Consider the following 13,709-nt stretch of genomic DNA (forward strand, 5'->3'; position numbering starts at 1 on the left):
GGGGCCGGACGGGGCCCGGACGCGCCCGAAGGCCCCGGGACCAGTGGTCCCGAGGCCTTGGGGGCCGTCGCCGGTCAGGTCGGCGGCGGCGTGACCGTCGAGGTCCGGCTCAGAGGCCGGCGACCAGGCCGGTGGCCAGACCCGTGACGGCGCCGGCGTTGACGCCGGTCAGGCCCTCGACCGTGCCGGTGACGCCCGCGACGACGCCCGAGACCGGGGCGATCGAGTCGAGGGTGCCGGTCACGTTGGAGGCGAGGCCGCCGACGAGGCCGCCGGAGACGTTGTCCAGCTCGGCGTCGGAGATCTCGAGGGTCTGGACCTGGGGGGTGTTGCTCATGAGGAGAGCCGCCCTTCTCAGTGGTAACGGGGTCATTCGAAAAAACGCGGAACGCACCCCGGAATCGGTGGCGCCGAATCCGTGCCGTCCTGCGGTGCCGAGGATCAAAGCACGGCGACGCTTCGCACAGCTAATCGGAACCTCCCCGGTCAGGGGGGATGTGCGAGGTCAATTGCCGCCCGGTGTGGGGTTGTTCACCGGCCGCGTCCAGCTCCTTCACAACCTTCACGGAGAGAAATGCGCGACGGGCCGCACCGCATTCAGCAAAATGGACACTCGCGCATCAATGGGATTCATTGTTTGTATCGTGCAATGGAGTTCTGTGAATCCTCGTGACCGCTCTGCGCCAACGATGTGCAGGTTTCTGGCACACCACGGCCGCGGCCGTCAGCAGGGCCGGTGACACGAACCCCCAGGGCGGCGCTCCCGCGTGGACGGCGACGCCGCCCGCGGCGCCGCCGGCCACCGCGCAGAGCCGTGCCACCACCCACCACTGGCCGGCGCCCCGCCGCGTCCCGTCCGCCGCCCCGGTGACGAGCGTGGTGAGGGTGCCGGTGAAGTAGGTCGTCGGCGCGGCCCCGGAGCCGGCCGCGACCATCGCCGCCGACTGCCCGCCCATCGCCACGGCCGAGGCCACCAGGAGCACCGTCCGCCACGCTCCGTCGGGGTGCCCGCCGAGCACCCCGGCGACCGCGGCGACGGCGGCGAGGACCACGGTCTGCACACCCAGGTACGCCACGACCCGGCCCGGCCACGGCGTCCCCTCCCTGACGCCCCGGCAGACCCGGGCGACGAGCGCGGCGCCGACGACGTACCCGCCGAGCGCGTACAACGGGGCGGCGACGCCCTCCTGCGCGCCGGAGCCGGAGCCCACCGCGACCCCCAGCAGGACCAGGTTCCCGGTCATCACCCCGGCGAAGACGGTCCCCAGCACGGTGAAGGCGAGCGCGTCGACCGCGCCCGAGGCGGCGGCCAGCAGCAGGAGGGAGACCTGGGCGCGTCGGTTCATGCTCCGCACCGTAGGCCCGCGAGCCGTCGCGGCCGCGCATCCGTGCGGCACGGACCCGCCGGCGTACACATCGTGGAGGGCCGCCATCGCGCTGTCGAAGCGCTTCGATGGTCTTCTGGACAGTCGCGGATCGGCCCCATAGGGTCGACAGGCCGAACGGTACAGAGCAGTCCGGTACCCGTCGAAGCGCTCGGCGTCGGCGTTCCCTCGTCACGGCTCAGGAGAACGACATGGTCACGCTCGCCGAGGTCGCCCGGCACGCCGGAGTCTCCGCCAGCACCGTGAGCTACGTCCTCAGCGGCAAGCGGTCCATCTCCGCCGCCACCCGCGAGCGCGTCGAGACCAGCGTCCGCCAGCTCGGCTACCACCCGAACGCGGGCGCGCGGGCCCTGGCCAGCAGCAAGTCGAACATCATCGCGCTGATGGTGCCGCTGCGCACCGACATGTACGTACCGGTGATGCTGGAGATCGCGATGGCCGTCGCCACGGCCGCCCGCGCCCACGGCTACGACATCCTGCTGCTGACCGGCGAGGAGGGCGCCCAGGCGGTGCGCCGCATCGAGGGCAGTGCCCTCGCCGACGCCATGATCGTGATGGACGTCGAACTGGACGACGAGCGGCTGCCGCTGCTGCGCTCCGCGGGCCGGCCCGCCGTCCTGATCGGCCTGCCCTCCGACACCGCCGGACTCACCTGCGTCGACCTCGACTTCGCCGCGGCTGGCGCGCTGTGCGCCCAGCACCTGGCCGACCTCGGACACCGGGAGATCGCGGTCATCGGAGAGGCCCCCGCCGTGTACGAGCGGCGCACCGGATTCGCCGAGCGGACCCTGGCCGGGCTGCGCGAGCGGAGCGGGGAGCTGGGCCTGCGGCTGCTGCACCGCCCGTGCGAGGGCTCGTACGCCTCGGTCTCGGCAACGTTGTCGCGGATCTTCGACGAGCGGCCCGGCACGACCGCGTTCGTCGTGCAGAACGAGGCGGCGACCGACCCGCTGCTCGCCCTGCTGCGCCAGTCGGGGCGCGCCGTGCCGGAGGACGTGTCGGTCGTCGCCGTCTGCCCCGAACAGGTCGCCGCGCACGCCTCCGTGCCGCTCACCTCGGTCGCGGTGCCCGCCCAGGAGATGGGGCGGCGCGCCGTCGAGCAGGTCATCGCCCGCATCGAGGGGCAGGGCTCGGACGAGGACGTCGTGCTGCTCGCACCGGAGTTGACGGTGCGGGAGAGCGCGGCGCAGGCGCCGGTCGCCTCCTGAACCGCGCCTGTCCGGGGCGGCGCAGGCCGCGGGAGACGGCGGAACCGGCGGTACGGAAGTTCACGCCGCCTGGGGGAACTACCGTGTCCGCACGGTGAGTTAGCGGTCCGTGCCGGCGCGCGGGCGCAGCCGCCCGGGCCCGCCGGCGGGGGTCGTGAGGTCCACGTCCGCGTCCCGGTCGGGCCGGAGCAGCGCCGTGCAGGTGCCACCGTCCCAGCGCAGGTCGACCCGGGCGCAGAAGCGGGCGCGCGGCCCCGTCACCGCGCCGCGCCGCCAGGACGCGGGTGGGGCGGGCAGGGCGTTCGCGGGGACGCTCACGTGACCGAACGATCCCCGTTCCACACCATCCGCACCCGCTCGGTGGTCAAGCGCTTCGACGAGGTGCCTCCCCACCGGGCGCGCGGAGAACTCATCGCCCCGCTGCACCAGTTCACGCCGGTTGCCGACCGGGGTTCCGGCTGACGCGCCGACCGGACGGACCCCGGGGGTACACCGACGGGCCCGAGGTAAGTAAGGTAACCCTTACCTAGTCCGGAGGAGAGGATTCCAGGAATGGACATGGCCGACCCCGTCACGCCCCCGACCCCCACCGACGCCGAGCGGGCACGGACGGTCCTCGCCGCCGCCGGATCCCTGGCGCTGACCGTGACCGGCACCGGGGACCGCTTCGACCACGTCGTGCTGCACGCCGTGGACGCCGCCTCCCGCCTGCTGCTGCTCGACCCGGCCGACGCCCGGCTCGCCGCCGCGCTCGCCGCCGCACCGCACTCGGGGCTCGCCGTCCACGCCGAGCTCACCGACGTGGCGCCGGTCGCCGTACGGGACAGGGTCCGCACCCGGCTCGCACTCAGCGGCCGCCTCACCACCGCGGGCCCCGACACCCTCGTCCTGCGCCCCGCGCGGGCCGCGCTCTCCGCGGACGACACCGTACGCACCCTGGACGCGACCGCCCTCGGGGCCGCGGCGCCCGATCCGCTGGCGGCCCAGGAGGCGGAACTCCTCGACCACCTCGACACCGGCCACGCCGACCTCCTCGTCGAACTCGCCCGGCTGGCAGGGGCGGACGCGCTGACCGGGGCCACCGGGGTCCGGCCCCTGCTCCTCGACCGCAAGGGGCTCGTCCTGCGCCTGGAGGGGCCCGCCTCCCACCAGGACGTGCGCGTCGCCTTCCTGACGGAGGCCCGGCACCCGAACGACGTCGGGCTGCGCATCCAGGAACTCCTCGACCCCACCGGAGCCTGGACGCACTACTGACCGGCGGCCCCGGCTCAGCGCTCCAGCGGGCGGTGCGCGCTCTCCGGCAGACGCACGTACACCGCAGACGACACCAGACAGAGCGCGGCGACGTACCAGGGGAACAGGCCGCTGTGCCCCCACTCCTTGAAGAGCGTGCCCACGTACGGCGCCGTACCGCCGAACAGCGCGACCGTCAGCGAGTACGGGAAACCGATCCCGGCCGCCCGGACCCGCGCCGGGAAGACCTCCGCGTTGACCGCCGCGGAGATCGACGTGAAGCCGGTCAGCAGCACCATGCCCGCACACTGCGCGAGCAGCAACGAGACGAACGAGCCGGTCAGCGAGTGCAGCAGCGGCACGCTCAGCAGCGCGAAGCCGACGCCGAAGAAGAGGAGCAGCGGCTTGCGCCCGAAGCGGTCGGAGAGCAGCCCGCCGACCGGCTGGAGCAGCGTGAAGAAGGCGAGCGAGAGGGTCCCGGCGAGCAGCGCGTCCGACTTGTCCATGCCGGTGTTCAGCTCCGCGTACGTCGGCAGGTACGAGGTCCAGGTGTAGTACGCGAGGGTGCCGCCCGCGGTGATCCCGCAGATCAGCAGCGACTCGCGCGGATGGTGGCGCAGCGCGTCGAACAACCCCGGCCGCGCGCCGGGCGCCGCGAGCTCCTCGCTGCGGGTCTCCTGCGCGCCCTGCCGGATCCAGAACCCGACGAGGCTGAGCAGCGCCCCGGCCAGGAACGGCACGCGCCACCCCCAGCCGTCCATCTGCCCGTCGGCGAGGGTGGCCACCAGGAGCGCGGCGAGCCCGGACGCCGCCAGCTGGCCGAGAGAGGTGGACACGTACTGGAAGGAGGAGAACAGGCCCCGCCGCCCCGGCCCGGCCGACTCCACCAGGAACGTCGTCGAGGCCGCGAACTCCCCGCCCACCGACAGGCCTTGCAGCAGCCGGGCCATGACCAGCACGACCGGGGCGAGCACCCCCGCGGCGGCGTACGTCGGCGTGAGCCCGACCAGCAGACTGCTGCCGCCCATCGACAGGATCGTCACCGTCAGCGCGGCCCGCCGCCCCCGCCGGTCCGCGACCGCCCCCATCAGCAACCCGCCCACCGGCCGCATGAAGAAACCGACCGCGAAAACGGCGAAGGTGGCCAGCAGCGGCACGAGCGAGTTCTCCGCGCCCTCGGGGAAGACCTGGTCGGCGATGTACGTGGCGAGGAAGGTGTACGCGTACCAGTCGTACCACTCGACGGCGTTGCCGACGGAGGCGGCGAGGAGTTGGCGCAGCGGGTGAGCGGGGCGGGGCGTGGTCGTGGTGATCTCTGTCATGGTCCTGACCCGTTCCCAGAAGAAGCCCTGCTCACGCGCGGGTCGAGCCACTCGACCCGCAGCGGCCGGCCCTCCTCGGCCTCCGCCGCCGACCGGCGGTGTCGTTCGGTGCGGCCGACTCCCCGGAACAGGGCAGGCCGTCCTTCAGGACACCCCCGCGGTTCAGCGGCGCTCTGCGGTCTTCGAGGGCGGTCGGCAGTTGCATGTGCTCCGGAGCCGGCCGGTTTCGGGCGTATATGGGGGTGCTGGTCGGGTCTGAGGCAGGGACTGGGGCGAGCGGTTCCTCTCAGCGAAATGGCAGAGCGTTCGGGGAGGCGACTGATCATGGGCTCGGGCGGGCAGACAGCGGCTCGTCGGTCATCTTCTCGGGCAGGGTCTGGGTGAGTCCCGCGACCATGTGGCTGTATGCGAGCCCGGCACGTTCGTCCAGTTCGGCGAGGGGGATGCCGGTGTCGCGTGCGTATGCCTCGCGGAAGATCGCGTATCCCATCTGGGCGGCAGCCGTCATCACGTGTGCGGCCACCGCGTCGGCGTTCTCGGGGAGGAGGCCGTTGTCGAGGTCGCGTTGCAGGCTCTGGCGGGTCTGTTCGAAGCGGGGCAGCGGGCTGAAGTCCTCGTCTCCGTCCAGGGCCAGGAGGGTTTCGAGGCGTACCAGTTCGGGTTCCTCGACGCGGTGGTGGAACATGGCCTGCCGGCGCTCGCCGAACGGCAGGTCCCAGTGGCCGTCGTGCTCTGCTGTGTGGCGCTCGACCAGGTCGGCCGCCGCTGCGCGCAGCAGGGCCTGTCGGGTGCCGAAATACTGGTAGATCTGGCCGTGGTTGACGCCGGCTTCGGCCGCGACCTCGCGGAGGTTGATGCCGGCGAGGACCCCGTCACGGTTGATGAGGCGGCGCGCGGCGGCCAGCAGATCGGCCTCCGTCTCCTGACGGGTCCGCCGGATCCTGCGCACTTTGCCTGTCTCGCTCATGCCCTGCTGCCCCTCGCTCCTGTCACGCCGCGGCCACGCCGTCCCGACCCCGCACGGTAGTACGCGTCGAGGCCGGTGATCGTGCCGCAAGGTCCCGTCGCGGCGCGCCGAGTGCTGTCCGCGGCGGATTCTGCCTGGCTCGTACCCCTTGTCGCGGCGTGTGGATCAGCCTAAGGTCCCGCTAGCAACGTTTCGTTAATAACAGATCGTGAATTGAGTCGCGCGCATGACGTCACTTCCTCTCGCGGGCATCCGCGTCCTCGACCTCTCCACCGTGCTGGCCGCGCCGGTGACCGCCACGTTCCTCGGTGACTTCGGCGCCGAGGTCGTCAAGGTCGAAGAACCCCGGCGCGGCGACTTCACCCGCGGTACGACACCCGGGGCGCGTTCCGCCTACTGGGCCCAGGAGGCCCGCAACAAGAAGTCGATCACCTGCGACCTGCGTACCGAACGGGGCCAGCGCATCGTGCGGGACTTGATCCCCCACTTCGATGTCGTGGTCACCAACTACCGTCCCCCAACATTGCGTTCGTGGGGACTCGACCCGGACCGGCTCGGCGAGCTCGCCCCGAACACCGTCCTGGTCTATGTCACCGGATACGGGCTGACCGGCCCTTACAGCGACCGCGGCTCCTTCGACCGGATCGCGAGCGCGTTCGCCGGACTGACCTACGTGACCGGCGAGACTGACCGGGAGCCGGTGCGCAGCGGCTACTCGACGATCGACTACATGGCCGCCTATCTGGGCGCGTTCGCCGTGGTCACGGCCCTGTACCACCGGGACACGGCGGGCGGCGGCGGCCAGGTCGTCGACCTTGCGCTGTATGAGGCCGGGTTCCGGGCCTCCGAGGACGCGCTGGCCGCGTACGCGACCACGGGCCGGGTCCGCGAGCGTGCGGGAAACCGCAACGCGCAGATCGTGCCCGCCAGCGACTTCACCACTGGTGACGGCCGCCGAGTGTCCATCCACGCCGGCACCGACGCCCTGTTCCGCCGGCTGAGCAGGCTCATGGGCCGGCCCGAGCTGGCCGACAGCGATGAGTATGCGATGCGCGCGGCGCGCGCCCGCAACGCCGAGGACCTGTACGCGCTCATCGGCGCATGGGCGGCCCGGTACACCGCCGACGACCTCACCAAACTCTGCAACGAGGCCGGCATTCCGGCCTCGCCGCTGATGAGCATCGCCGACATTGCCGCGGACCCGCACTACCGCGAACGCGGCACCCTCATCGACGTCCACGACCCGGACTTCGGCGACGTCCTCATGCCCGCTCCGCTGCCCCGGCTGTCGAAGACCCCCGGCAGCGTCCGGTCCACCGGGCCCGCGCTCGGCGCACACAACCCCGAGGTCTACCGCGACATCCTCGGCCTGAGTGAGGACACGCTCGCCGCCCTGGCCGCCGACGGCGTCATCTGACCGGCCACATCTCGCGGTATCGCGTTCCTGACTCCTCCGTTCCGTCCCGCTCGTTCCCGCCGCAACGGCCCGGCTCCGCCAGCCTGCCCGCGGCTTCCTGCCCCTGCTCCCGGGAGGTCACCTCACCATGGCCGGCACACGCGAACCCGTCGCGCTCGGGGACCGGCTCGACCGGCTCCCCCTCAGTTCCTTCCATCGCAGGCTCGTCCTCGCGCTGGCCGGGATGATCCTCTTCGAGTGGGTGGAGCTGAACGCCTTCGCCTTCGTCGCACCCACCCTGCGCAAGCAGTGGGACATGCCGCTGTCCACGGTCGCGCTGGTCATCGGAGTCAGCCAGCTCGGCGCCTTCACCGGCGGCGTGCTCGGCGGATACCTCGCCGACCGCATGGGGCGCAGGCGCACCATGCTCATCAGCGTCGCCGTGTACTGCGTGGGCAGCGGTCTGTGTGTCGTCGTGCAAAATCCCGGGCAGCTGATCGCGGCCCGTTTCACCGCGCATCTGGGAGCACAGGCGATGGCGGTCGTCGCCATCGTCATGCTCACCGAGTTCGTCCCCGCCGCCGCGCGCGGCAGGCTCCAGACGTGGAAGGTGGCCATCGGCGCACTCGGCATCCCGATCGCGGCCTGGACCGGCTACTTCGTCGTCCCGCACTGGACCTGGGGCTGGCGCCTGGTCCTCGGACTCGGCCTGCTCGGTGTCGGCTTCGCCTGGCTCGTGCACCGCTGGGTGCCCGAGAGCCCCCGCTGGCTGCTCAGCCGAGGAGAAGCAGACCGGGCCGAGGAGATCGTCCGGGCCATCGAACAGACCTGCGGCATCAAGGCGGCGCAGCCGCCGAACCCGGGCCCAGCCCCTCAGGACACCGACACGCCGCGGCCCACCGCCCGCGTGGGTTTCGCCGAACTCCTGGCCCCGCCCCACCGCCGCCGTTTCGTCGTGGTGGCCGCGATGTGGGTGACCGGCCTGTTCGCCTACTCCGCCTTCAACACCTGGACCCCCACCTTCCTCTCGGAATCCGGCCTCGACCTGGACAACGCGCTGCTGCTGTCCGCCGCGGTGGCCACCGCCGCGCCACTCGGCGCCGTCCTGGCGGTCCCGCTCATCGACCGATGGGATCGGCGCCGCACCCAGCTTGCCCTCGGCGGCCTGCTCGCCGCGACCCTGCTGGTCTTCGGCCTGGTCCGTACCCCCATCGCCGTACTGGTGCTGGGGTGCGTGGCAAGTCTGCTGTTCCAGGCATCCGTCCCCTTCCTCCAGGTGTACTCCGCCGAAGTCTTCCCCACCCGGGTACGGGCCCTGGGCTCCGGCACCGCCAACGCCCTGTCCCGCATCGTCAACTTCGCAGCCCCCATGCTGGTCGCCGCGGTCTACAGCGGAATCGGCTACACCGCCGTCTTCGCCATGCTCGCCGTCCTCGCACTCGCCGGAGGCTGCATCGCCGTCCTCTACGGCCCCCGCACCACCGGCGTCAGCCTCGAAACCACTGAAGCCCCCCACCACACCGACACCACCGGCGCCCCGGACCGATCCAAGGAGAACGTCCTGCCATGACCGATCTGAATTACGCGAGCGCCACCGAACTCCTCGCCCTGATGAAAAGCGGCGCTCTGTCCCCCCGGGAACTGACCGAGCACACCCTCCAGCGCATCGCCACAGTCGACGGCGCGATCAACTCCGTCGTGGCCCTCGACCCCGACCGGGCACGCAACGAGGCCGACGCCATGACCGAGCGTCTCGCCCGCGGCGAGGACCCCGGCCCGCTCGCCGGACTGCCCGTCCTCGTCAAAGACCTCGAAGACGCCGCCGGCTTCCCCACCACCCGCGGCACCCGCGCCTTCCGGAACACCCCGCCCGCCGCGCACGACGGCACCCACGTGGCCCGGCTGCGCGCCGCGGGCGCCCTGATCATCGGCAAGACCAACACCCCACCCGTCGGCGCCGCCGTGCACACCGCCAACGACGCCTTCGGCATCACCCGCAACCCCTTCGACCTGACCCGCTCGCCGGGCGGCTCCAGCGGTGGCGCCGCGGCAGCCGTTGCCGCCGGGATCGTGTCCCTCGCCACGGCGGGCGACGGTGGCGGGTCCACCCGCATCCCCGCCGCCCTGTGCGGGCTGCCCGGACTCAAGCCCAGCCGCGGTCGCATCCCTCAGGGGCCCGCCCGGATGCCGAACTGGCCGCAGAACACCGTCCTGACCGGTATGGCCCGCACGATCCGCGACACGGCCCTCCACCTCGACATCACAGCCGGCCACCACCCCAGCGACCCCTACTCCCTCCCTGCCCCCAGCGGCTCCTACGTCAGCGCCCTCGACCAGCCGCTCCCACCCCTGCGCATCGGCGTCCTCACCACCCTCGGCGTGGCCGGCCCGCGCCCTGAAATGCTCGCCGCCCTGCACCGCGTCGCCACCATGCTGCGCACGCACGGACACATCCTGCGCGAGGACGAGGCCACCCTGCCGGGCGCCGACACCTACCCGCGCCCCTTCCAGCTGCGCCAAAAACTCCTCGCCTACAACCGCTACCTCGCCCTCGCCGACGAACTCGACACCCGTCCGGACGACTTCGAGCCCTGGTTCACGAAGCTGCTGCACGACGGCAGCACCCTCACCCCCGAAGAAGCCGCCGCGCACTGGGCCCACCGCGCCCAGCTCGACCAGTGGACGGCCCAGCTGTTCGAGCGCTACGACCTGCTGCTCCTGCCGACCGTGCCGACCACCGCCTGGCCCGCCGAAGGACCGGACACCCTGACCGCCGTCCGTGAAGGCACCCTGCCCATCGCCTACACCTCCCTTTTCAACGACACCGGACACCCTGCGATCACCGTCCCCGCCGGCCTCGCCCCCGACGGCCTGCCCTGCTCCGTCCAACTCGTCGCCCCCCACCACCGCGAGGACCGACTCCTCGCCGCAGCCCGCCTCGTAGAAGAGTCGGAAGGCCCCTTGCAAGCACCCGCACGAGACCTGGACCAGTGAAGTCTCGCCGCGCAAGCAGGCGTCCTCGCAAGGGCTGACCGGACCACCCCTCCCCTCTCACCCCACGCCGGCGCGCCGGGCGCGAAGGCGCAGGGCGCCGGAAGGGGGGAAAGCCGGGAGGGGGGAACGGGGCGTGGGGGCATGACCCCTCCTGTTTCGGGAAGACTGTTCAAGGGCCCAGCGTCCGGCGCACGAGCCGTCACCGGTCAGCCAACGGACCCACAAGCGCGCCGGAGCGGACGCCGGTCTCACCGCAGATCCCTCACCGGGACGAAAGCACGAGCACTGTGGCTGCTGCCCCCCACCGGCGCACATCTACGTCGCCGAAAGCTCCGGCCACAGCGGGATAGGCCGGCAGATCGCCGACCATGTCATAGAACAGCACGCGCACTCGGATACCGCGCAATGCAGTTCAACACCGTGCGATCGGGTCAGGGGCCGACGACGCCCTCGCACCATGTGCCGGAGGAGGAGCGGGCGACTTTCAACACCCGGCACAGCAGAACGGTCGGGAACCTCAAGATCCCAGTCTCCACGTGTCCACGATCACGGGGAAGTTTCAGGGCAGGAGTTGCCCCGGCTCGGCGACCAGGCGCACGAAGGGGATCTGTCTGCCGATGCGGTGGTAGGAGTCCGTACTGCCGTCCGTGCCGAAGCCCATGAACGCGCACAGACGCCGGGCGGTGCGGGGGCGCGCTGGGGCGTAGCGGGCCATGGCGGCGCCGCTCTCGTCTTCGTTCAGGAAGCGCGCGGTGACCGCGTAGTGGCGGTTGCCGATCTGGACGGTCGTCTTCGGGGTCGCGCGCAGGTTCTGGTACCAGTCAGCCTCGGGGCCGAAACCGGAGGCCACGGTCCAGTGGCCCGATTCGGCGTCGCAGGCGACGACTTCCAGCACGACGTGGTGGTCGAGTCCGCTGACTCGTCCGGTGTGGTGCAGCAGGAGCAGCCGCCGGCCGAAGAGGGGGCCGAGTCCGATGCGGAAGAAGGTGACGGGGAGCCGGGCCATGCGCCGGCGCCGGCCGCGGGGAAGTTCGGGGCGGTGCCGGACCCGGTCTGCTGACATCGTCGCGTCGCCTCCTCAAGGCGTGCAGGAACTCGATTTCGTAACAGCGGCTGGAGGTCTTCCCTTAGATAGTGCAAGCTTTGCATAGTCTAAAGGTGGGGGTCGGCCTGGTGCAGGCGGGCCGGGTAGTTGTGACACGGTCGGGAGCATCATGAGCACTGCGGAGCGCGAGGACGCACGTCTGCTGCTGTCCTCGTTGCCGGTCGTGGTGATGGCGGTCGTGGCCGCTGTGGACCTCACGGCGGGACCAGAGGTGGGGCTCTTGCCGATGGTGTCGCTGGGGCCGGCGTTCGCCGGGTTGATCGGCACGTGGCGGCGCACGGTGTGTATCGGTGTGGTGGCGCTGCTGGTGTGCGTGATGCTCGGCGCGTATGACGGTCTGTTCGAGACACGGCGCGGATTCACGGCGATGGTGTCGGTGGCTGGAGTGACGCTGGCCGGGGTGATCGCGGCGGTGATGCGCGGGCGGCGCGAGGCGGAGCTTGCCAGTGTGCGCTCCATCGCGGAGGTCGCCCAGCGGGTCCTGCTGCGGCCGGTGCCGCGCAGTGCCGGGATGCTGCGGGTGGCGGTGTCGTACACCTCGGCGGTCGCGGAAGCGCGAATCGGCGGTGATCTGTATGAGGTCGTCGCTTCGCCGTTCGGCGTGCGCGTCATCGTCGGTGACGTCCAGGGCAAGGGACTTGCAGCGGTGGAGACGGCGGCGGCTGTGCTCGGGGCCTTTCGCGAGGCGGCGGACGACGAGCCGGACCTCTCGGCGCTCGCTGCGCGCCTGGAGCGCCGGGTGGACCGCGAGGCGAACGGGGAGAGGTTCGTGACCGCCGTGCTGGCCGAGGTGCACGCCGATGACCGCTCGGTGGTCCTTCTGAACTGCGGTCACCTGGCTCCGATGCTCGTGCACGGCGACGGCTCGGTGGACTTCCTGCACCCGCCCGCGTACGCCTTGCCGCTCGGTCTCGGTATGTACGCCGACGAACCGGCTCACCCCTATCGCGCGGGCTTCGATGAGGGTGATCAGCTCCTGCTCTACACCGATGGAGTCACCGAGGCGCGCGACGCGCACGGCGCTTTCTACCCGCTCGAGAAGCGAGCGGCCCTGCTCGAGAACTCCGAGGCCGATGCGGCGCTCGAGGCGTTGCGGGCCGATGTGGTGCGGCACGTGGCGGGGCCGCTGCACGATGACGCGGCCATGCTTCTCCTGCGCTACCGGTGAGATCCGCGATGCACCACGACAGGCGGCGGACGCTCAGGGCCGGGCACAGGGTAGAAAGGTGCCATGGCCAGGAAAGCGGCTCCGGCGGAGCGGGTGGACGATGTGGACGCGGTGACGCGTGCGGTGCTCACGGCGTCGCGCGTGCTGGTCGCGGTGGCGGCGCGTTCGCTCGCCGAAGTCGAGGACCGGGTCACGTTGCCGCAGTTCCGCATGCTGGTCGTGCTCTCCTCGCGCGGCGACACGAAGCTGGTGGGGCTGGCCGAGCTGCTGGGTGTGGCGCCCTCCACGGCGATGCGGATGGTCGACCGCCTCATCGCCGCAGGACTCGCGGACCGGCAGACCAACCCGGTCAACCGGCGCGAGACGCTGCTGCGGCTCACCGCCGAGGGCCGGCGCACCGTGGAGAACGTCACCGCGCGCCGCCGTGAGGGGATCGCCGCGATCGTCGAACGCCTCGCCCCCGGACAGCGCACGGCGCTCATCGCGGCGTTGAGCGACTTCAACGAGGCAGGCAGTGAACCGCTGGCCCCGCTGCTGGAGGAGGACGCCGGACTGCATCCTCTGGGCTGGGCCGATCCGTCCACAGCGGGGTAAGCCCGGGATTGTGCCCTGGTCCCCGCCTCACACCGTCAGCATCAGCACCTGGGGAGACAGGAGTCATGACCACTCGTCTTGTGCAGCGCCATCCCCTGTCGAGGCGCTTCCCTGCCGCCCCGTCGCGGCCCGTCGTCGTCCACGCCCAGCTCGACGGGGGCGGCCGCCGCGTGACTCTCCGTGGTGAGCAGGCAGGCATCGCCCGGTCGGTCACCGACGTCGTCGAGATGCTCCGCTGTGCGGGAGTCGACCTGGATGCCGAGGAAGCGGCGGCATCACCTCTGATCGAATGGCGGGGCGGAGGGCCCCAGGCGTGGTCCGCCTGATGAAGGCCACG

General features: G+C 71.8%; 15 protein-coding genes. 9 read left to right on the plus strand and 6 right to left on the minus strand.

Features of this window, described 5'->3' with window-relative positions; genetic code table 11:
- Positions 1-109 precede the first annotated feature (109 nt).
- Positions 110-337, minus strand: coding sequence for a type A2 lantipeptide (locus tag ACIBW6_RS00290; protein ID WP_399054889.1), 228 nt, complete (start codon positions 335-337; stop codon positions 110-112).
- Between the two features lie 283 nt (positions 338-620).
- Positions 621-1,346: a DUF1275 family protein gene (locus ACIBW6_RS00295; protein WP_399054891.1), complete on the minus strand. Its 726-nt coding sequence runs from the start codon at positions 1,344-1,346 to the stop codon at positions 621-623.
- Between the two features lie 230 nt (positions 1,347-1,576).
- Here ACIBW6_RS00295 and ACIBW6_RS00300 point away from each other — a divergent pair, with 230 nt between their 5' ends.
- Positions 1,577-2,593, plus strand: coding sequence for a LacI family DNA-binding transcriptional regulator (locus tag ACIBW6_RS00300; protein WP_399054893.1), 1,017 nt, complete (start codon positions 1,577-1,579; stop codon positions 2,591-2,593).
- 99 nt (positions 2,594-2,692) lie between these two features.
- Here ACIBW6_RS00300 and ACIBW6_RS00305 read toward each other — a convergent pair whose 3' ends face one another.
- Complete coding sequence (locus ACIBW6_RS00305) at positions 2,693-2,911, minus strand: hypothetical protein (protein ID WP_399054895.1); 219 nt, start codon at positions 2,909-2,911, stop codon at positions 2,693-2,695.
- Here ACIBW6_RS00305 and ACIBW6_RS00310 point away from each other — a divergent pair, their 5' ends adjacent.
- Both ACIBW6_RS00310 and ACIBW6_RS00315 read left to right on the plus strand, forming a co-directional pair.
- Positions 2,912-3,055: a hypothetical protein gene (locus ACIBW6_RS00310; RefSeq protein ID WP_399054898.1), complete on the plus strand. Its 144-nt coding sequence runs from the start codon at positions 2,912-2,914 to the stop codon at positions 3,053-3,055. It abuts the gene before it with no gap.
- A gap of 96 nt (positions 3,056-3,151) precedes the next feature.
- On the plus strand, positions 3,152-3,847 hold the full coding sequence (locus tag ACIBW6_RS00315; RefSeq protein WP_399054900.1) for a DUF2470 domain-containing protein: 696 nt from the start codon (positions 3,152-3,154) through the stop codon (positions 3,845-3,847).
- A 14-nt stretch (positions 3,848-3,861) separates the two neighbouring features.
- Here the strand turns inward: ACIBW6_RS00315 and ACIBW6_RS00320 are convergent, their stop codons facing one another.
- Both ACIBW6_RS00320 and ACIBW6_RS00325 read right to left on the minus strand, forming a co-directional pair.
- On the minus strand, positions 3,862-5,148 hold the full coding sequence (locus tag ACIBW6_RS00320; protein ID WP_399054902.1) for an MFS transporter: 1,287 nt from the start codon (positions 5,146-5,148) through the stop codon (positions 3,862-3,864).
- Positions 5,149-5,470: 322 nt separating this feature from the next.
- Positions 5,471-6,115: a TetR/AcrR family transcriptional regulator gene (locus ACIBW6_RS00325; protein ID WP_399054904.1), complete on the minus strand. Its 645-nt coding sequence runs from the start codon at positions 6,113-6,115 to the stop codon at positions 5,471-5,473.
- A 226-nt stretch (positions 6,116-6,341) separates the two neighbouring features.
- On the opposite strand from ACIBW6_RS00325, the gene ACIBW6_RS00330 reads away from it, so the two are divergent.
- The 3 genes from ACIBW6_RS00330 to ACIBW6_RS00340 all read left to right on the plus strand — a co-directional run bounded on the left by ACIBW6_RS00330 (position 6,342) and on the right by ACIBW6_RS00340 (position 10,505).
- Positions 6,342-7,532 (plus strand): CaiB/BaiF CoA transferase family protein, encoded by a 1,191-nt coding sequence (locus tag ACIBW6_RS00330; RefSeq protein ID WP_399054906.1) that lies wholly within the window; start codon positions 6,342-6,344, stop codon positions 7,530-7,532.
- Positions 7,533-7,659: 127 nt separating this feature from the next.
- A complete protein-coding gene (locus ACIBW6_RS00335; RefSeq protein ID WP_399054908.1) occupies positions 7,660-9,081 on the plus strand; it encodes an MFS transporter in 1,422 nt (473 codons plus the stop codon).
- Complete coding sequence (locus tag ACIBW6_RS00340) at positions 9,078-10,505, plus strand: amidase (protein ID WP_399054910.1); 1,428 nt, start codon at positions 9,078-9,080, stop codon at positions 10,503-10,505. Before ACIBW6_RS00335 ends, ACIBW6_RS00340 begins: the two co-directional genes overlap by 4 nt.
- 559 nt (positions 10,506-11,064) lie before the next feature.
- Here ACIBW6_RS00340 and ACIBW6_RS00345 read toward each other — a convergent pair.
- The gene (locus tag ACIBW6_RS00345) at positions 11,065-11,568 is read right to left on the minus strand and encodes a nitroreductase family deazaflavin-dependent oxidoreductase (protein ID WP_399054912.1); all 504 of its coding nucleotides are present in this window, start codon (positions 11,566-11,568) and stop codon (positions 11,065-11,067) included.
- Positions 11,569-11,719: 151 nt separating this feature from the next.
- Between ACIBW6_RS00345 and ACIBW6_RS00350 the strand changes: the two genes are divergently transcribed.
- The 3 genes from ACIBW6_RS00350 (at position 11,720) to ACIBW6_RS00360 (ending at position 13,698) form a co-directional block, all read left to right on the plus strand.
- Positions 11,720-12,778 carry a PP2C family protein-serine/threonine phosphatase gene (locus tag ACIBW6_RS00350; RefSeq protein ID WP_399054914.1) on the plus strand — a complete coding sequence of 353 codons (1,059 nt, stop codon included), beginning with the start codon at positions 11,720-11,722 and terminating at the stop codon, positions 12,776-12,778.
- Between the two features lie 63 nt (positions 12,779-12,841).
- Positions 12,842-13,372 carry a MarR family winged helix-turn-helix transcriptional regulator gene (locus tag ACIBW6_RS00355; RefSeq protein WP_399054916.1) on the plus strand — a complete coding sequence of 177 codons (531 nt, stop codon included), beginning with the start codon at positions 12,842-12,844 and terminating at the stop codon, positions 13,370-13,372.
- A gap of 65 nt (positions 13,373-13,437) precedes the next feature.
- A complete protein-coding gene (locus tag ACIBW6_RS00360) occupies positions 13,438-13,698 on the plus strand; it encodes a hypothetical protein (protein WP_399054918.1) in 261 nt (86 codons plus the stop codon).
- The last annotated feature ends 11 nt before the right edge of the window (positions 13,699-13,709 follow it).

It is taken from the genome of Streptomyces sp. NPDC049813, from assembly GCF_044465085.1.
Classification (GTDB): domain Bacteria; phylum Actinomycetota; class Actinomycetes; order Streptomycetales; family Streptomycetaceae; genus Streptomyces.

Coding starts and splice junctions, on each gene's coding strand:
- ACIBW6_RS00325 (WP_399054904.1), bottom strand. CDS start 6,115: ATGAGCGAGACAGGCAAAGTGCGCAGGATCCGGCGGACCCGTCAGGAG.
- ACIBW6_RS00320 (WP_399054902.1), bottom strand. CDS start 5,148: ATGACAGAGATCACCACGACCACGCCCCGCCCCGCTCACCCGCTGCGC.
- ACIBW6_RS00295 (WP_399054891.1), bottom strand. CDS start 1,346: ATGAACCGACGCGCCCAGGTCTCCCTCCTGCTGCTGGCCGCCGCCTCG.
- ACIBW6_RS00345 (WP_399054912.1), bottom strand. CDS start 11,568: ATGTCAGCAGACCGGGTCCGGCACCGCCCCGAACTTCCCCGCGGCCGG.
- ACIBW6_RS00335 (WP_399054908.1), top strand. CDS start 7,660: ATGGCCGGCACACGCGAACCCGTCGCGCTCGGGGACCGGCTCGACCGG.
- ACIBW6_RS00315 (WP_399054900.1), top strand. CDS start 3,152: ATGGCCGACCCCGTCACGCCCCCGACCCCCACCGACGCCGAGCGGGCA.
- ACIBW6_RS00350 (WP_399054914.1), top strand. CDS start 11,720: ATGAGCACTGCGGAGCGCGAGGACGCACGTCTGCTGCTGTCCTCGTTG.
- ACIBW6_RS00360 (WP_399054918.1), top strand. CDS start 13,438: ATGACCACTCGTCTTGTGCAGCGCCATCCCCTGTCGAGGCGCTTCCCT.
- ACIBW6_RS00355 (WP_399054916.1), top strand. CDS start 12,842: ATGGCCAGGAAAGCGGCTCCGGCGGAGCGGGTGGACGATGTGGACGCG.
- ACIBW6_RS00300 (WP_399054893.1), top strand. CDS start 1,577: ATGGTCACGCTCGCCGAGGTCGCCCGGCACGCCGGAGTCTCCGCCAGC.
- ACIBW6_RS00290 (WP_399054889.1), bottom strand. CDS start 337: ATGAGCAACACCCCCCAGGTCCAGACCCTCGAGATCTCCGACGCCGAG.
- ACIBW6_RS00340 (WP_399054910.1), top strand. CDS start 9,078: ATGACCGATCTGAATTACGCGAGCGCCACCGAACTCCTCGCCCTGATG.
- ACIBW6_RS00330 (WP_399054906.1), top strand. CDS start 6,342: ATGACGTCACTTCCTCTCGCGGGCATCCGCGTCCTCGACCTCTCCACC.